This window comes from Sphingopyxis indica, assembly GCF_032879645.1.
GTDB classification, from domain to species: domain Bacteria; phylum Pseudomonadota; class Alphaproteobacteria; order Sphingomonadales; family Sphingomonadaceae; genus Sphingopyxis; species Sphingopyxis indica.
Genome location: NZ_CP076394.1, coordinates 1,024,950 through 1,042,387, shown reverse-complemented (window position 1 = coordinate 1,042,387; position 17,438 = coordinate 1,024,950). Strand labels below are relative to the sequence as shown.

Below are 17,438 nucleotides of genomic sequence, written 5' to 3'. Positions count from 1 at the left end.
TGGGATTTGCCCTAGAGCCCAGCGGCGGGGCTGGCAAGAGGGCTGGCGCGATCCGGGCGCTGCCCCGCCGTCGCCTTCGAAGATGAAAGCCGGTCAATCGGGGGGCTCCGCGGACACCACGCCGGAAGCCCGGAGCACCTCCGCCGCGCGGGCGATCACCGCCGGGGTGATCATGAACTGGCGCAGCACCTCTTCGGGCGGCGTGCCCACGGGTTTGCGGGTGTAATCGAGCAACTGCCGCCAGAGCCGCCGCGCTTGCGCCATATCGCCCTTGCGCGCGAAGACGATCGCGCGAACCATCAGATATTGCGGCTCGAGATTGCTCGGCGCCGGCATCCGGTCGAGCAGCGCGAGCGCCCCGTCGGCGTCGCCGCTTTGCGCGAGCATGAAGGCGAGCGTGACCGCGGGAACCCCGGCATAGCTCGGGTCGAGTTCGACCGACCGCTTGAGCAGCGGCAGCGCGGCGGCCGCATCGCCGCATGCCGCCTTGAACAGCCCCAGAAAGCCCGCGATGTCGGCGTCATAGGGATTGAGCAGGCGCGCCGCATCGCCCATCGCCACGCCCGACTGGCAGTCGCCGGCATAGAAATGGGCGCGCGCCATCGCGAACAGCCCGACCGTGCTGTTCGGGGCATTTTCATAGGCGGCCCTCGCCAGCCGTCGCGCTTCGGCGAACGCCGCCTTGCCTTCCGGGGTCTCGCGCCGCGGCTGCCAGTCGCCGAAGCGCAGCCACGACAGCGCGCCGAGAAGCGCCGCGTCGCGCGGTTTGTCCTCGATCGAGGCGCGCAGACACGCTTCGACCTGCCGCGCATTGGTCATGCTCCGCATCTGCCGCATGCGGTTGAACTGCGCGAGACAGGGGTAGCCGGGTGCAAAATTTTCGGGCTCGCGCTGCACCTGATCGCGGACGATGATCCCGTAATCGCCGGCAATCTGCGCGATCGCGGGGGCCAGCGTGCCGAATTCGGGGATCTGGTCGTCGGTGACGCGAAGCTGCGTCGACCAGATCGCGCGCTGGTCGGAAACGCGATTGAGCACGAGGGTGACGTCGACGGGACCCTCAGAGGTCCGTACGATCGACGAATCGAGCCGGTAGTCGGCGCCGCGCGCCGAGACGCCGGTGCCGGGCCGCCGCGCGCTCAGCAGGTCGACGAGATCGAAACGGCGCAATCCGTCGCGCAACTTGCCGTCGAGCGCCCGCGCGATCGCGCGCGATATCGGTGTGTCGCCCGCCGAGGGTGCGCTGACCTCGAGGATCGGCAGAGGTTCGGGACCGCGCAGGTCTTCGCGGCCGTCGAACCACCACCAGGCAGCGAGGGCGGCAAGCAGCGCGGCCGCCGCCGCAATACCCCATGCCCGCCAGCGCCGGCGCTGCCTTGACGTCACGCCGGCGCCGGTGGCCGGATCGGCAACAGGCGCCGCCGCTGTTACGTCATCTTCCTCAGCCGCGACACGCGCGGGCGGTGAGGCCCGGTGCTGGACGACCAGTTCGTAACTACCCTGTGGAACGCGCAGACGATGGACCCACGCGGTGTCGGCATAATAGCGATCGAGCAGGCTGCGCAGCCGGCCGACCATGACGCGCGGATAGCTGTCGACCGCGGGATCGAAATCGGCGCTGCGACCCAGCGCCTCGGTCGCAATCGCATAGGCCTTGGGCACGCCGCGGCCGCCGCGAAGCTGATGTTCGGCCAGAAACTGGAGCAGCCGCGACAGGACCGGCGAGCGCACGAAAAGCGGCGATACGAGGAGCCGTTCGAGCTCCTCGCCAATGATCCGCTCGGCGTCGGCGGCGGCATCAATGTCATTAGCCTTGGTGCGGTCCATTTCCACCCTATAGCGCCCCCCGCGTTGCCGAGCGCGGTAGATACGACAATCTTCGTCCCCTACCAGCCATTGTCGCCCTCATGTAACGGTAACAAGCGACCGGAAACGCGCTTTCCCGCCATTTGTTCCGGCAAACTCTTCCCAAAAAACCAGCAAAAAAAGTTAATATAATCCAAACATCCGGCTACACGCCGATACGTGACCCCTTGTAACTGCTCCGACGAGCACTCCTCTGCCAGATTTGCATCGTCGCGACGCCCCCCACAGCGCCGCGGTCTGGTCTGAGATTTTTCTCAGGTGGACGAATTGGAACCGGTGGGTCGAAGGATGCGAGCTGGTCCCTGGCGTCCTTCGCCGGACTTGCCGGTTCCATACACTGAGACTTCGCCGGTCGGCAACGTAGCCCCACCTACCTGCCGGCCGGCAAGTCCGCTCCTGCCCCTGCCTCCCCTCTCATTCCCGGCGCCCGTTCGGGCAGCCCGCGCGATCAGCTTTCGCCGGCCTTGCATTCGCCGACCCGCCGCGCCGACATTTCCATATCCATCGACATCGCGGCGGGGCCGGCCCCGTCGCCGCGAGCCGACATCTTCATGTCATAGCTGTCGCGGCTATAGGTGCCGTTCATCGTCATCACGCGTTTCGCACCGCCGGCGTTGCACGTCATCTTTGCGTCGATAACGCCATTCGCCATCTCGAAATGATCATAGGTGCATTGGCCACCCTGATTCTCGGCCAGATTCTTGCGCGGATCACGCGCTTCCTCGGGGGTCAGGCAATTTTCGAAACTATGCCCTTTTGCCATCTGCGCCTTCATCTGGTCGCGCATCGCCGCGGGCAATTTCTCCTCTTCGGGAAAGGACAGGTTGGTGACCTTCATCGCCCCCTTCCACTGGCCGGGCGCCATGAATTCGCCCGACCTTGCAGCGGCCGCGACCTTTTCCTGAACCTCGTCGACCGATGCGTTCTTCGCCGATACGCCTTCGTCCGATTTTCCACACGCCGCCAGCACCAGAATCGATATCGCTGCCGCGATCACAGGCTTGCTCATCGTCGGTCTCCCGTCATTGCCGAAGCCCTTCATCCTCCCCATATTGATCGCAATGGCAATTCAGATTCGCACGTCGCTCGACGAAATCGAAACGGCGGAGGATTATGTCCCCCACCGCCCCGCGCGTCCCGACAAGGTCGAGGGCGGCAAGGCCTTCGAGCTGGTCAGCGACTATCAGCCCGCGGGCGACCAGCCGGCCGCGATCCGCGAACTGGTCGACACCGCGCGCGCGGGCGAGCGCGATCAGGTGCTGCTCGGCGTCACCGGCTCGGGCAAGACCTTCACCATGGCCAAGGTGATCGAGGAATTGCAGCGCCCGGCGCTGATCCTCGCGCCGAACAAGATCCTCGCGGCGCAGCTCTATGGCGAGTTCAAGAGCTTCTTTCCGAACAATGCGGTCGAATATTTCGTCAGCTATTACGACTATTATCAGCCCGAGGCCTATGTGCCGCGGTCGGACACCTATATCGAGAAGGAGTCGAGCGTAAACGAGGCGATCGACCGGATGCGCCATTCGGCGACGCGCGCGCTGCTCGAACGCGACGACGTCATCATCGTCGCCTCGGTGTCGTGCCTCTATGGCATCGGCTCGGTCGAGACTTACTCCGCGATGATCTTCGACCTCAAGAAAGGCCAGGTCGCCGACAATCGCGAGATCATCCGCAAGCTCGTCGCGCTCCAGTACAAGCGCAACGACCAGGCGTTCGCGCGCGGCAATTTCCGCGTGCGCGGCGACAGCCTCGAAATCTTCCCCTCGCACTATGAGGATATGGCGTGGCGCGTCAGCTTCTTCGGCGACGAGATCGAGGAGATCACCGAGTTCGATCCGCTGACCGGCAAGAAGATCGCCAATCTCAATTCGATCCGCATCTATGCGAACAGCCACTATGTGACCCCCGGCCCGACGCTGAAACAGGCGACCGAGGCGATCCGCCATGAACTCGCCGAGCGGCTCAAGGAACTCGAGGCCGAGGGGCGGTTGCTCGAGGCGCAACGGCTCGAACAGCGCACCAATTTCGACCTCGAAATGATCGCCGCGACCGGAAGCTGCGCGGGGATCGAGAATTACAGCCGCTTCCTGACCGGCCGCCTCCCCGGCGAGCCGCCGCCGACCCTGTTCGAATATCTCCCCGACAACGCGCTGCTCTTCGTCGACGAAAGCCACCAGACGATCCCGCAGATCGGCGCGATGTCGAAGGGCGACCATCGCCGCAAGATCACCCTCGCCGAATATGGCTTCCGCCTGCCGAGCTGCATCGACAATCGTCCGCTGCGCTTTTCCGAATGGGATTTGATGCGTCCGCAGACGGTCAGCGTCTCGGCGACGCCGGGGACGTGGGAGATGGACCGCACGCAGGGCGTCTTCGCCGAACAGGTGATCCGCCCCACCGGCCTCATCGACCCGCCGGTCGAGATCAAGCCGGTCGAGGAGCAGGTCGACGACCTCATAGCCGAGGCGAAAAAGACCGCCGCGGCGGGCTACCGCACGCTCGTCACCACGCTCACCAAGCGCATGGCCGAGGACCTCACCGAATTCCTCCACGAAGCTGGGCTCAAGGTCCGCTACATGCACTCGGACGTAGAGACATTGGAGCGCATCGAGATCATCCGCGACCTCCGCCTCGGCGTGTTCGACGTGCTTGTGGGCATCAACCTGCTGCGCGAAGGCCTCGACATTCCCGAATGCGGTCTGGTCGCGATCCTCGACGCCGACAAGGAAGGATTCCTGCGCAGCGAAACCAGCCTCGTCCAGACGATCGGCCGCGCCGCGCGCAACGTCGACGGCCGCGTCATCCTCTACGCCGACCGCATCACCGGCAGCATGGAGCGCGCGCTGCGCGAAACCGACCGCCGCCGCGAAAAGCAGCAGGCGTATAACGAAGAGCATGGCATCACGCCGCAGACGATCAAGCGCAACATCGGCGACATCATCGCGCATGTCGCATCAAAGGATGGCGTCGTCATCGACATCGGCGAGGATAAGCCCGCGCACATGGTCGGCCACAACCTGCGCGCCTATATCCAGGAGCTCGAAAAGAAGATGCGCGACGCCGCAGCGGACCTGGAATTCGAGGAAGCCGGGCGGCTGCGCGACGAAATCCGCAAGCTGGAGGCGGATGAGCTGGGCCTGCCGCCGGACGAGCAGGTGGCGCCCAGAGTGGGGCGCTCGAACGAGGGGAAGCCGGGGACGAGGAAGGGCCGGTTCGGGAAGCAGAGCAAGACCAAGTGGAGGCGGTAGGGGAATAGCCACCGAAACGGACCCTTCTCCCTCGAGGGGGTGATTACCATGACGAACTCGCTGCTATCAGGAGTTCCTCATGGAAGAGCCAATTGACAATCCGCTACCTGTCCTTTATGAAAGACAGGCCATTCAATTCCAGCGAACGCCGCAATTCGACAAATGGCTGCGGACCTTGCGGGACCGTTTGGCACGTTCGCGGATCGTCGATCGTTTGGATCGTCTGGCGTTCGGCCATGTAGGAGACGCGAAATCTGTTGGCGGCGGCGTATTCGAACTGCGATTTGCTTTCGGCCCCGGATATCGACTCTATTACATGTGGAAAGGCGACAAACTGATTTTGCTACTGCTGGGCGGTGACAAGGACAGCCAGGTACGCGACATTGCGCGAGCCAAAACGCTGGCAAAGGAAATAGAAGATGGCATTGAAGACACTTCCCTTTGACGCGGCCGACTATCTCGAAACCGCCGAGGATATTCGCTATTATCTGGAAGCGGCGATGGAAGGGAACGACGCGAAGCATATTGCCCGAGCACTGGGCGCCGTGGCCCGCTCGAAGGGCATGACGGAGATTGCGCGCCAGACCGGACTCGGGCGGCAGGCGCTCTACAATGCGCTTTCCGAAAACGGCAATCCGACCCTTCAGACGCTAACGACGGTTCTCGACGCGCTCGGCCTGCAGCTCACGGTGCAACCCAAAGCCGCCTGATACCTTCGACGAAACCCCATCTGTAACCGACAAGTAACCTTGCCGCCCCCGCGCGCGCTGCATAGGGTCGCGCCGCAAACGGGGAGAAATATCAATGAAATCGGGTCTTTCGTTCATCGCCTTGGCGCTTGCCTTCGCCGCGCCCGCCGCGCTTCACGCGCAGGACAAGCCCGACGACGCCGGTGCTGCAAAGGCAAAGGCCGAAAAGCCCGCCGCCGATTACGAACCCCAAATCCAAACCACCAAACTCAGCGGCACCTTCGGCGGCCAGCGCATCGCCTATGCCGCGACGATCGGCGAGACGATCATCAAGAACAAGGAGGGCGTGCCCGAGGTGGCGGTCGTCACCACCTCCTATGTCAAGGAACCGCGCGACCCCAATCGTCCGGTGACCTTCCTCTTCAACGGCGGCCCGGGATCGGGCACCGTCTGGCTGATGATGGGTGCGTTCGGGCCGAAGCGGGTCGCGATTCCCGGCAACGGCACCGACGACGGCGCCCCGCCCTATCCGATCGTCGATAATCCCGATGCGCTGCTCGACGTCACCGACATCGTCTTCATCGACCCGCCGGGCACCGGCTTTTCGCATCTGATCGGCAAGGCCGACCCCAAGGACTACTACGGCGTGACGCAGGATGCGAAGCTCGTCGCCGAGGTGATCCGCCGTTGGCTGAACGACAACGGCCGCTGGAACAGCCCCAAATATCTCGGCGGCGAAAGCTATGGCACGACGCGGTCGGCCGCGGTCGCGAACCAGTTGATGAACGAGACATATAATGACGTCGCCCTCAACGGCATCATCCTGATCTCGACCGTGCTCGATTTCGCCGCGGGCGCCGACACGCCGGGCAACGAGCTTTCATACATCACCAACCTGCCGTCGATGGCGGTGACCGCGCTCTATCACGGCAAGGCGACCGCCGCCTCGCCCGAGGCCTTTGCCGAAGAAGCGCGGCAATGGGCGATCGGCCCCTATGCCTCGGCGCTGCTCAAGGGCCAGAAATTGCAGGGCGAGGAGCGCGCGCAGATCCGCCGCGAGCTGGCGCGCTTCACCGGTCTTTCGGAAACCTATCTCGAAAGCGCCGACCTGCGCGTGACGCCCGGCCGCTTCTACAAGGAATTGCTGCGCGATCGCGGGCTGACGATCGGGCGTCTCGACAGCCGCTATACCGGCAAGGACTATGACAATGCCGGCGAAACGCCCGACAACGACCCGAGCTTCTATGGCATCGACGCGGGCTATACCGCCGCGATCAACAGCTGGGCGCGCGACACGCTGGGATTCAAGACGGATCGCGAATATCAGTCGATCGGCTCCATCGGCAGCCAGTGGGACTGGCGCCTCGGCGGCCGCGACACCAACGCCTATCTGAACGTCGCGCCCTATATCGGCCAGGCGCTGCGCGAAAATTCGGGGCTGCGCGTGCTCGTCGCGCAGGGCTATTATGATTTCGCGACGCCCTTTTTCGCCGCCGAATATGCGCTGTCGCGCACCGGCATCCCGCAGGACCGGATCGAGTATGAATATTATGACGCGGGACACATGATGTATATCCGCGACGAGGACCGGCACAAATTATCGGCCGACATCCGCGCCTTCATCCGCGCGCGATAGGACAGGCGGGCGCGCCGTTAACGGCGCGTGCCGCCTTTCGTCAGCGCAAGACCCCGCTCGCTGCCTGGCGCCGCGCGTAAAGGAACAGCGCAATCGCGACGATCCAGATGATCGCGGTAAAGATCATCGGAAAGGCCCCGAACATGTGCATCAGCTCGCCCCAGTGCAGGCCGAACTGATAGACGCTGCTGATCGCGAGGCCGAGCAGCGACACCGCGAAGGCGGTGACCGCGTGACGGCTGCGCGCGAGCAGCAGCAGCGAGCCGAGCACCGACCCCCACACGCCGAGCGCCCAGCCGGTGTTGGCCCAGAGCGGAAAGCTTTGAAAATAGGCGATCTGCTCAGGCGTGAAAGCGGACAGATATTCGGCATTGCCGAGTTTGGTCATCGTATAATCGAACGCGCCGATCGCGTTCCACAGCAGCGAAAGCCCGCCGACCACCCACAGATGCCACGGCGTTTTGACAGTCGTATTCATGGCGAACCCCTCCCCATTGAACGCGCGCAATCTACCATCATTTGCGGGCACGGGAAACTGTATTATTTCGGCATGACAGCATCGCCCCCTTGGCAATCGCGCGCCCAGCGGCGATAGCGCGCGCATGTGCGTCGTCGCCCTCGCCTGGCGGGTCCATCGGGACTGGCCCTTGATCCTCGTCGGCAACCGCGACGAATTCCACGATCGGTCGAGCGCGCCGCTCGCCGCGTGGGACGACGGCAGCGGCATCGTCGCAGGCCGCGACTTGCAGGCGGGCGGTACTTGGATGGGCCTCCATGCGCCGAGCGGGCGCGCCGTCGTCGTCACCAACGTCCGCGGCGCGATGCCCGATCCGGCGAAGGAGTCGCGCGGTGCGCTCGTCACCGACCTGCTGCGCGGCGGCGGACGCTTCGCCGCGCCGGTCGAGGCCGACCTCGATCGTTTCAACGCCTTCAACCTGTTCGCGGCCGACGGCGAGGCGAAACTGCTTACCAACCGCCCAAAGCCGCGCATTGCCTCGCTCGCCCCCGGCGTCCATGCGATCGCCAACGAACCCGTCGATCGCCCCTGCCCCCGCGCCGAGCGGCTCCGCGCTGCGCTTGAAGCGGTGGTCGAGGCAGCAAGCGATCCCGCCGGCCTGCTCGACACGCTGACCGCGACCGGTGACCCCGCGCTCTTCCTGCGCGGTGATGTCTATGGCACGCGCGCGTCGACGCTGATCGCGATCGACGGCAAGGGTACGGCGCACATGGTCGAGCGGCGCTACGAAAAGGGCGGCCGTCCCGCCGGAACGACCGCCCTTCAAATTCGTATCGGCTGACGCTGCACCTTACTTCGGCGCGAGCACCATCAGCATCTGGCGGCCTTCGGTGCGCGGGTGCGCTTCGATTTTCGCGATTTCGGCGGTCATCTCGGCGACGCGTTGGAGCACGTTGAGGCCAAGCTGGGTATGGCTCATCTCGCGGCCGCGGAAGCGCATCGTCATCTTGACCTTGTCGCCTTCCTCGAGGAAGTGAAAGACCTTCTTCATCTTCACGTCGAAATCGTGATCGTCGATGTTCGGACGCATCTTGATCTCCTTGATCTCCTGCGTCTTCTGGGTCTTGCGCGCGGCGTTGGCCTTTTTCTGGGCCTCATATTTATATTTGCCGACGTCGAGGAATTTGCACACCGGCGGATCGGCGTTCGGAGAGACTTCGACCAGATCGAGCCCGACTTCGGCGGCCTGTTCGATCGCTTCGGCAGTCAGCATTACGCCCAGATTTTCGCCTTCCTCGTCGATCACGCGGACCTTGGGCGAGGCGATGAACTCATTGTATCGCGGGCCGTTCTTCGGTGGCATCGGGGCCAGCGGGCGGCGGGTCATGGGCGGGCGTATAGCTGTATCTCCTCAGATCGTTTCAAATGCGCGCACGGCACCCCACGCGGATGCGCCTGGTGGTCATATAGTGAACGCGCGGCCGCCGTAAAGGCCGCCCGTGTCGACGCACCCACGCTTTTCGCCGGACTGTGGCGGCTTTGCCACGCCCCGGGGGTTGGCGAACGACCCTCAGCCTACCACTTCGTCGGGGCGGGGTCGATCACCCGGAAGCCGCCGGCGCCGACTTCGCTGACCTCGAGCGCGCGGATCGCGATGCCCTGATTGTCGAAGCGGAAGATGCCGTCGATCCCGCCGAAACCGTCCGACGCGAGCAGCCGGGTGACGGGAAAATTGGTCCCCGGCTTCCAGTCGCGCGCGATGCGCACCGTCAGCAGCACCGAATCATAGCCAAGGCTCGCGAGCCGATAGGGCGCCTTGCCATAGCGCTGGCGATATTTGGTCGCGAGCTGGCCATAGAGGCCGTCCGAGACGCTGGCGAACCAGGCCCCGCGCATCGCCGGGCTGGTGCCGAGCGAGGCGTCGGTATTCCACAGCTCGGTGCCGAGGATCTGCTTGTCGCCGGCGTCGCGCAGCACCGGCACCGCGCGGATCGCATTGCCGCCGACGTCGGCGATCAGCACCGCGTCCATCTCGCCCGCATTGGCGAGCCGCCGCGCCGCGCCCGACAGCGCGGTCGCGCTGCGGTCATAGCTTTCGACCGCGACCAGCGTGCCGCCGGCCTGCTTGACCGCGGCGCGGAACGCCGCGACCGATCGGTCGCCATAGACATTCTTGGGGACCAGCGCGCCGAAACGCATGTGCCCCTTGCTGCGCGCATAGGCGACGACGCGCTCGACCGACTGGCCGGGGACGAAGCCCATGATGAAGACGCCGTTGCCCGCGACCGCGCTGTCGTTCGAAAAGCTCAGCACCGGCACCTTTGCCGCGCGCGCGATCGGTGCGACCGCCGCGACATCTTCGCTGAGCAGCGGCCCGAGGATCAGCTTGTTGCCGTCGGCGACCGCCTGCCGCGCCGCCGCCGCCGCGCCGAGCGCGGTATCATAGGTGGTGATGCGCAATTTCTCGGTCTTGGTATCGAGCAGCGCCATCGTCGTCGCATTGGCGATTGCGGTGCCGACATCGGCATTGGTCCCCGTTTCGGGCACGAGCAGCGCGACGCGGTGCCGGTCGGTGTCGGTCGGCAGGCCGGGCTCGATCGTCTCGCCCCCGCTCGGCGGCGGCGGCGGCGGACCCGCGGTTTTCGGCACGACCTGACACGCCGCGAGCAGCCCGCCGAGCGCCAGCGTCGCCAGCCCGCGCAGCATGCGGCGCCTGGGCGGCGCATTCTCTTGGCGCTCTGCCGCAGTTTCTGCCATTTTCGGCGTCATGCCGGATTCGACCATATCCAATACTCCCTTGCCCGGTCTCTATATCGTGGCGACGCCCATCGGCAACCTCGGCGACATCGGCGCGCGCGCCGCGGCGGTGCTCGCCCGCGCCGATCTGATCGCCGCCGAAGACACGCGTGTGACCGCGAAGCTGCTGTCGCACCTCGGTTTGCGGATAAAGATGACCCCCTATCACGACCATAGCGACGAACGCGCGCGCGCCGATCTGGTTGCGCGCATGGAAAATCAGGTCGTCGTGCTGGTGTCGGATGCGGGAACGCCGCTGATTTCGGACCCCGGCTACAAGCTGGTGCGCGATGCGCGCGCGGCGGGGCGGCACGTCACCACCCTGCCCGGCCCGTGCGCCGCGATCGCCGCGATCACCCTGTCGGGACTGCCGAGCGACCGCTTCCTGTTCGCAGGCTTCCTGCCGAACAAGGCCAAGGCGCGCGCCGACACGATCGCCGAATTCGCGGGACTGCGCACGAGCCTCGTTTTCTACGAAAGCGGCCCGCGCCTCGCCGCGACGCTGGCGGCGCTCGCCGAAGGGCTCGGCAACCGCGAGGCCGCGGTCGCGCGCGAGATCACCAAACTCTATGAGGAATGCGTGACAGGCCCGCTCGCCGAGCTTGCTACGCGCTATGCCGACGCGCCGCCGAAGGGCGAAATCGCCATCGTCGTCGCGCCGCCCGCCGACGATCTGGTCGAAGAGGCCGACGAGGCGACCGTCGACGCCGCGCTCCGCGAAGCGCTCGCCGACCAGCCGGTTGCAAAGGCCGCCAAGGCGGTCGCCAAACGCTTCGGCCGCGACCGCCACGCGGTCTATGCCCGCGCGCTCGAGCTGAAGGCCGAGGCTTGAGCCGCGCCGCCGCCGAAGCGCGCGGGCGCAAGGCCGAAGCACGCGCGGCATGGTGGCTGCGCCTCCACGGCTGGCGCATCCTCGGCCAGCGGCTGCGCGTTCCCGCGGGCGAAGTCGACCTCGTCGCGCGGCGCGGGCGCACCGTCGCGTTCGTCGAGGTGAAGTGGCGCGAGCGCGCGGCGGACCTCGACCATGCGATCGACCAATACCGCCTGCGCCGCGTCGCGGCCGCCGCCGAAATGCTGAGCGCGCGCTTCGCAAGGCCGAGCGACGATATCCGTATCGACGTCATGCTCCTTGCGCCGCGCCGCCTGCCACGCCATCTGGTCCACGTCTGGCAACCTTGGGAGTGAATGATGACCCTGCGCGCAGCCGTGCAAATGGACCCGATGGACGGCATCAACATCGCCGGCGACAGCAGCTTTGCCTTGATGCTGAAGGCGATCGAGCGCGGCTACAGCCTCTTTCATTACGACGTCCGCGGTCTGACGTGGGAGGCGGGGCGGCTGACGACACGCGCGCACCCGGTGCTCGAGGTGAAGCGCGAGGCGGGCGATCACTATCGCTTCGGCGATGAAGTGACGCTCGATCTCGGCCGCGATGTCGATGTCGTGCTGATGCGGCAGGACCCGCCCTTCGACCTCGGCTATCTGACCGGCACCTGGCTGCTCGAGCGCATCCGCGGCGAAACGCTGGTGGTCAACGATCCGGTCTCGGTCCGCAACGCGCCCGAAAAGGTCTTCGTCCTCGATTTCCCGCAGTTCATGCCGCCGACGATGGTGACGCGCGACCTCGATGCGGTGAAGGATTTCCAGAAGCGCTACGGCGCCGTCGTCATCAAGCCGCTGCACGGCAACGGCGGCAAGGCGGTGTTTCGCGTCGACGCCGACGGCGGCAATCTGGGCGCGCTCGTCGAGCTGTTCGGGCAGGTGTGGCCCGAACCCTTCATGGTCCAGCAATATCTGCCGAGCGTATCCGCCGGCGACAAGCGCATCGTCCTCGTCGACGGCGCGGTCGCGGGCGCGATCAACCGCAAGCCCGGCGAAGGCGAATTCCGCTCGAACCTCGCGGTCGGCGGCTATGCCGAAGCCGCCGAGCTGACCCCGCGCGAGCAGGAAATCTGTGCCGCGCTCGGCCCCGCGCTCAAGGAACGCGGGCTGATCTTCGTCGGCATCGACGTGATCGGCGGCGAATGGCTGACCGAGATCAACGTCACCTCGCCGACCGGCATCGTCGCGATCGACCGCTTCAACAACAGCGACACGGCGGGGATGATCTGGGACGCGATCGCGCGGCGGGTCGGATAGACGATGCGGGTGGATCGTTTGACGCCGACGCCGCGTTAGCCCCCGCATGACCGGCTTCATTCTCGACCTGATCCAGGGCTGGGGTTACTTCGGCATCTTCGTGCTGATGGTGCTCGAAAACGTCTTTCCGCCGATCCCCAGCGAGGTGATCATGGCGCTCGGCGGCATCGCAGCGGCGCAGGGGCGCTTCGATTTCTGGACGCTGATCGCGGTCGCGGTCGTGGGCACGACGCTCGGCAACTGGGTCTGGTACGGCATCGGCCGCTGGATCGGCTATCGACGCCTCAAGCCCTTCATCGACCGCCACGGCCGCTGGTTGACGCTCGACTGGCGCGAGGTCGAGCGGCTGCACGAGGGCTTCCTGCGCTTCGGCCCCGGCATCGTCTTCGCCGCGCGTTTCATGCCCGTGGCGCGCACCATGGTGTCGCTGCCCGCGGGCATGGTGCATATGAACCAGGCGAAATTTCTGATCTGGACCGCGGCGGGATCGACGATCTGGATCACCGCGCTCGCCGGGGCGGGAAGCTGGTTCGGCAAGCGCTTCGCCAACCTCGACGCCGTCGTCGGTCCGGTGGCGGTCGCGGCGATCGGGGCGCTGGTTCTGCTCTATCTCTGGCGCGTCTTCACGTGGAGGCCAAAGACCAAGAACGAATGATCGGTCTTTATCGTCACGCTGCGCCGACGACCGCTATCGACCCCATTGCGGACGTTGGCGTTTGCGGCATATGTTTCTACGATGTCCGCAGCACAATTCAGATTCCAAACTTTGGTCCGCCGGGATTTGCTGTGGCTCTTGCCGCTAATGATAGGAGTGTGGGTCGGGCTGGCGCTGGTAGGGTTAGACGTCGATTCAGCTTTCTTGGCGGGTATCTCAAGTGCAGTCATCGGTGTTACGGCATACGCATACCGCGAAGCCTGCAGAGACATTCGGTTTTGGGCGACCATAGGGTTCTATGGCTTAGTCCATATGCTAGCCATTTCTACCTTTGGAGGAGACTGGCTGCCCTCGCCAACGATTGCGATCTCACCTCTCTTCATGTTCGACTACATGGGGATGGCTTGGCTTTTCCCGAAAATCAGCAGGATCGAGTTCAACTACAACTGATGTCCGCTATCCACCCCAATGCGGACATCCGCCGCAAAAAAACGACTGTCCTACATTGTCCGGCTGTGCCAGCCTTCGTCTCGGCTCTTTCGATAGGTGGATAAAAGCGGTCGCGGCCCGGCTTGCGGATGCGGGGAACCGGCGCGGCATGGTCGCCGAACGCGGCCGCACAAGGCTGAACTTCACTGAACTTTGAAACGACGGCGCGGACCCAGCCCGCGATAACCAAAGACGGCGATGGCAACTGGCCACCCCATAGCCGCCGTCACGCCCGCGGATGGGCATTCCGATAGATGTCGAGCAAATGCGCCGCGTCGACCGCCGTATACACTTGCGTCGAGGCGAGGCTCGCGTGGCCGAGCAATTCCTGAAGCGAGCGCAGGTCGGCGCCCCCCGCGAGCAGATGCGTCGCAAAGCTGTGCCGCAGCGCGTGCGGCGTCGTGCGTTCGGGCAATCCCAGCGCGCGCCGCGCCGACCGCACGCTCGCGCGCACGACGCCGGGCTGCAGCGGCCCGCCGCGCGCGCCGAGGAACAGCGGACTGTCCTTCGCGGTCGGCCAGGGGCAAGCCGCGACATAGCGCTCCACCGCCGCCGCGACCGCGGGCAGGATCGGCACAACGCGCGTCTTGGCGCGCTTGCCGGTGACGCGCAGCGTCTCGCCGAGCGGTAGCGCGGCGCCGGTCAGCGCCAGCGCCTCGCCGATGCGCAGGCCCGCGCCATAGAGCAGCAGCAGCAGCGCGAAATCGCGCGCGCCGACCCAGCCCTCGCGTGCATTGTCCTCAACATCCTGCGCCAATTGCATCGCCTCGTGCGGCGCGACGGGACGCGGCAACCCCTTTTTGACGCGCGGCCCGCGCATCTGCGGCACGCTGGCGTTCGACCCGCCAACGAAGCGCAGAAAGCTGCGCAGCGCCGACAATTCGCGTGCCGCCGACGCATTGCCCAGCCCCTCGCCGCGGCGCGCCGCAAGGTAAGCACGCAAATCATTAGGGGTCAGCGCCCTCAGCATCGCGCCATCGACCGCGCCGCCCTGATGCCGCGACAGAAAGGCGCAAAACCGCTCCGCCGTTGCGACATAGGCGCGGCACGTGTGATCGGACCGGCGCTTTTCGTTCGCCAGATGCGCGTCCCATTCGCGGATCAAGTCTGAAGCCACCCTTGCCCTTCCCTTTCCGTTCGTGTCGAGCGAAGTCGAGACACCCATCGGGCCGGCGTAAAGCTGAGGGGCACCTCGACTTCGCTCGATGCGAACGGGTCTGGGGAGCCTAGAGTGATTTCGAGTGAAATGGAACATTTCACGGCTCGGAAATCACGGCAAAACAAGAATCTAGAGTGCCGGTTTTGATTCTATCAAAACCGAACGCACTCTAGTAGGTTTTCACCACCTCCGAAAGAATGCTGTCGAGCAGCAATATCCCCGCGTCGGTGACCGCCAACCGGTCGCGCTCCTGCACCATCAGCCCCTGCACCGCCAACCGCGCCACCGCACCCGCATCGACGAAATCCTCGCGCGCCAGCCCGCTCCGCGCCTCGACGCGGCTCAGGTCGACGCCCTCGGTCAGCCGCAGCCCCATCAGCATCGCCTCGGTCGCACGCTCCTGCGGCGGCAAGTCGGCCTCGTGCCTGAGCCCCTGCCCGTTGCGCACGACCGCGGAGAGAAAATTTTCGGGCTTCTTGTGCCGCTCGGTCGCCTGCGTGAGCCGCCGCCCGTGCGCACCGGGGCCAATGCCGGCATAGTCGCCATAGCGCCAATAGGTCAGATTGTGCCGGCTCTCCTCGCCGGGGCGCGCATGGTTCGATACCTCGTAGCGCGGCAGGCCCGCCGCGCGCGTCAGCGCCTGCGTCGCGTCGAACAGGTCGGCGGCGGCGTCGCCGTCGGGAATGGTCAGCGCGCCCTTCGCCGCGAGCGTGGCAAAGCGCGTCCCCGGCTCGATCGTCAGCTGGTAAAGCGACAGATGCCCGGTCCCGAACGCCAGCGCCTCCGCCAGTTCGGCCTCCCACGCGCCGGGCGACTGCCCCGGGCGCGCATAGATCAAATCGAAGCTCACGCGCGCGAAATGCGCCTGCGCCGCCGCGATCGCGCGCCGCGCCTCGTCGCCGCTATGCGCGCGGCCCAGAAAGCCGAGTGCCTCGGCATCGAAGCTCTGCACGCCGATCGACACGCGGTTGACCCCTGCCGAGGCGAGCGCCGCGAAATTCGCGACCTCGACCGAATTGGGGTTCGCCTCGAGCGTGATTTCGCAATCGTCGGCCAGCCCCCAGGCGTCGTCCGCCGCTGCGATCACCGCAGCGACCGTCTCCGGCGGCATCAGGCTCGGCGTGCCCCCGCCGAAGAAGATCGACGACACCCGCCGCACCGGCAGCAAAGCCGCCTCATGCTGCAAATCAGCCAGCAGCGCCGCGCGCCACCCCGCCTGATCGACGTTCTCCCTCACATGGCTGTTGAAGTCGCAATAGGGGCATTTCGACACGCAGAAGGGCCAGTGGACATAGAGGGCGAGCGGTTCGGCCATGCGCAGCCCTATAGCGACTTTGCGGGCAAAGTCAGCGGGCGCGCTTGACGGCTCCCTCTGTCTTAGGCATGCAATACAGCATGAAGTGCGCCGCCGTCGGTCTTGTTGCCTTGCTTGGCGGGTCGTTCGTCGCTCCGTCGACGATGGCCGCGGAGCAGGGGGCGCCGACCTGCCTGCCCATCGAAGCCGGCGACGACGGCACACCGATCATCCGCGCGAACATCGATGGAGCCGGCCCTTTCGCCTTCGTGCTCGACACCGCCGCCAGCGGGACGACGATCGATCCCGCGCGCGCCGACGCGCTGGCGCTGCCATACGATCCCGAAAGCGACGAAGCGCAGGGCCTGGGCGGCGCGATCACCGTCTCCTTCCGCCGGGTCGCCGCGTTCGAGGCCGGCCCCGTCCGCCTGCGCGACATCGTCGTTCCGTCGTTGCCCGCCCCCGATTTCGACAGCCACGACGTCGCGGGCCTCGCGGGCGTCGATCTGTTCGAGAAGCGGCTCGCCGTCTGGTCGCCCGGCGGGCGCTGCGTCGATTTGAAAAGCAGCGGATCGGCGCTTCCCGGCGACGGATGGCGGGCGGTCGACGCCCGCTGGCTTCGGCCGTGGAAAATCATGCTGCCGATGCGGATCGGCGGCGTATCGGGGTGGGCTCTACTCGACACCGGCGCGCAATATACGACACTGAACCCTGCTTTCGCCGAACGGATCGGACTGACAGGCGCGGCGGTGCAGCCGGGCGGGTCGATCGCGGGTATCGACGGACGCGACCTGCCGCTCCGCGAAGGCGAGGTTCGCAATGTCGCGATCGGGCCGTGGCATTGGAACAAGCGCCGCATTCGCGTCGGCGCGCTGCCGGTCTTCGGCCGTCTCGACGCCGCGGGCAACCATCTCGCCATCCTCGGCATTGATTGGCTGGCCGCTGAGGGCTTCGCGATCGACTATGGCCGTCAATCGCTGTGGCTGCGCGCCCGGCCCGCGCGCTGACGC

At 65.9% G+C, this 17,438-nt stretch carries 18 protein-coding genes; 11 read left to right on the top strand and 7 right to left on the bottom strand.

Going from position 1 to position 17,438, the window contains the following annotated elements; translation table 11 throughout:
• Positions 1-93: 93 nt before the first annotated feature.
• Entirely contained in the window at positions 94-1,827 is a 1,734-nt protein-coding gene (locus KNJ79_RS04860) for a tetratricopeptide repeat protein (protein WP_317153002.1), read from the bottom strand.
• A gap of 487 nt (positions 1,828-2,314) precedes the next feature.
• Positions 2,315-2,875 carry a DUF3617 domain-containing protein gene (locus KNJ79_RS04855; protein ID WP_170935496.1) on the bottom strand — a complete coding sequence of 187 codons (561 nt, stop codon included), beginning with the start codon at positions 2,873-2,875 and terminating at the stop codon, positions 2,315-2,317.
• A gap of 52 nt (positions 2,876-2,927) precedes the next feature.
• Here KNJ79_RS04855 and uvrB point away from each other — a divergent pair, with 52 nt between their 5' ends.
• The 4 genes from uvrB to KNJ79_RS04835 all read left to right on the top strand — a co-directional run bounded on the left by uvrB (position 2,928) and on the right by KNJ79_RS04835 (position 7,439).
• A complete protein-coding gene (gene uvrB, locus KNJ79_RS04850) occupies positions 2,928-5,114 on the top strand; it encodes an excinuclease ABC subunit UvrB (protein WP_317153001.1) in 2,187 nt (728 codons plus the stop codon).
• 79 nt (positions 5,115-5,193) lie between these two features.
• The gene (locus KNJ79_RS04845) at positions 5,194-5,559 is read left to right on the top strand and encodes a type II toxin-antitoxin system RelE/ParE family toxin (protein WP_317153000.1); all 366 of its coding nucleotides are present in this window, start codon (positions 5,194-5,196) and stop codon (positions 5,557-5,559) included.
• Complete coding sequence (locus KNJ79_RS04840) at positions 5,534-5,824, top strand: addiction module antidote protein (RefSeq protein ID WP_317152999.1); 291 nt, start codon at positions 5,534-5,536, stop codon at positions 5,822-5,824. Before KNJ79_RS04845 ends, KNJ79_RS04840 begins: the two co-directional genes overlap by 26 nt.
• 94 nt (positions 5,825-5,918) lie before the next feature.
• Positions 5,919-7,439, top strand: coding sequence for a S10 family peptidase (locus KNJ79_RS04835; protein WP_317152998.1), 1,521 nt, complete (start codon positions 5,919-5,921; stop codon positions 7,437-7,439).
• Positions 7,440-7,479: 40 nt separating this feature from the next.
• On the opposite strand, the gene KNJ79_RS04830 is transcribed toward KNJ79_RS04835, so the two are convergent.
• Positions 7,480-7,917, bottom strand: a complete 438-nt coding sequence (locus KNJ79_RS04830; RefSeq protein ID WP_317152997.1) for a hypothetical protein — start codon at positions 7,915-7,917, stop codon at positions 7,480-7,482.
• A gap of 124 nt (positions 7,918-8,041) precedes the next feature.
• On the opposite strand from KNJ79_RS04830, the gene KNJ79_RS04825 reads away from it, so the two are divergent.
• On the top strand, positions 8,042-8,737 hold the full coding sequence (locus KNJ79_RS04825) for an NRDE family protein (RefSeq protein ID WP_317152996.1): 696 nt from the start codon (positions 8,042-8,044) through the stop codon (positions 8,735-8,737).
• Positions 8,738-8,746: 9 nt separating this feature from the next.
• Here the strand turns inward: KNJ79_RS04825 and infC are convergent, their stop codons facing one another.
• Together infC and KNJ79_RS04815 are read right to left on the bottom strand one after the other, a co-directional pair.
• On the bottom strand, positions 8,747-9,283 hold the full coding sequence (gene infC / locus KNJ79_RS04820; protein ID WP_089215663.1) for a translation initiation factor IF-3: 537 nt from the start codon (positions 9,281-9,283) through the stop codon (positions 8,747-8,749).
• A 188-nt stretch (positions 9,284-9,471) separates the two neighbouring features.
• Positions 9,472-10,602 (bottom strand): penicillin-binding protein activator, encoded by a 1,131-nt coding sequence (locus KNJ79_RS04815; RefSeq protein ID WP_394357169.1) that lies wholly within the window; start codon positions 10,600-10,602, stop codon positions 9,472-9,474.
• 61 nt (positions 10,603-10,663) lie between these two features.
• Between KNJ79_RS04815 and rsmI the strand changes: the two genes are divergently transcribed.
• The 5 genes from rsmI (at position 10,664) to KNJ79_RS04790 (ending at position 13,936) form a co-directional block, all read left to right on the top strand.
• Positions 10,664-11,524: a 16S rRNA (cytidine(1402)-2'-O)-methyltransferase gene (rsmI, locus tag KNJ79_RS04810; protein WP_317152994.1), complete on the top strand. Its 861-nt coding sequence runs from the start codon at positions 10,664-10,666 to the stop codon at positions 11,522-11,524.
• Positions 11,521-11,877: a YraN family protein gene (locus tag KNJ79_RS04805; protein ID WP_317152993.1), complete on the top strand. Its 357-nt coding sequence runs from the start codon at positions 11,521-11,523 to the stop codon at positions 11,875-11,877. Before rsmI ends, KNJ79_RS04805 begins: the two co-directional genes overlap by 4 nt.
• 3 nt (positions 11,878-11,880) lie before the next feature.
• Entirely contained in the window at positions 11,881-12,831 is a 951-nt protein-coding gene (gshB, locus tag KNJ79_RS04800) for a glutathione synthase (RefSeq protein ID WP_317153865.1), read from the top strand.
• A gap of 46 nt (positions 12,832-12,877) precedes the next feature.
• Positions 12,878-13,486: a DedA family protein gene (locus KNJ79_RS04795; RefSeq protein WP_317152992.1), complete on the top strand. Its 609-nt coding sequence runs from the start codon at positions 12,878-12,880 to the stop codon at positions 13,484-13,486.
• A gap of 81 nt (positions 13,487-13,567) precedes the next feature.
• Positions 13,568-13,936 carry a hypothetical protein gene (locus KNJ79_RS04790; protein ID WP_317152991.1) on the top strand — a complete coding sequence of 123 codons (369 nt, stop codon included), beginning with the start codon at positions 13,568-13,570 and terminating at the stop codon, positions 13,934-13,936.
• 265 nt (positions 13,937-14,201) lie between these two features.
• Here KNJ79_RS04790 and KNJ79_RS04785 read toward each other — a convergent pair whose 3' ends face one another.
• Complete coding sequence (locus tag KNJ79_RS04785) at positions 14,202-15,140, bottom strand: tyrosine recombinase XerC (protein ID WP_394357151.1); 939 nt, start codon at positions 15,138-15,140, stop codon at positions 14,202-14,204.
• A 163-nt stretch (positions 15,141-15,303) separates the two neighbouring features.
• The gene (gene hemW / locus KNJ79_RS04780; protein WP_317152989.1) at positions 15,304-16,449 is read right to left on the bottom strand and encodes a radical SAM family heme chaperone HemW; all 1,146 of its coding nucleotides are present in this window, start codon (positions 16,447-16,449) and stop codon (positions 15,304-15,306) included.
• 80 nt (positions 16,450-16,529) lie between these two features.
• On the opposite strand from hemW, the gene KNJ79_RS04775 reads away from it, so the two are divergent.
• Complete coding sequence (locus KNJ79_RS04775) at positions 16,530-17,435, top strand: retroviral-like aspartic protease family protein (protein WP_317152988.1); 906 nt, start codon at positions 16,530-16,532, stop codon at positions 17,433-17,435.
• The last annotated feature ends 3 nt before the right edge of the window (positions 17,436-17,438 follow it).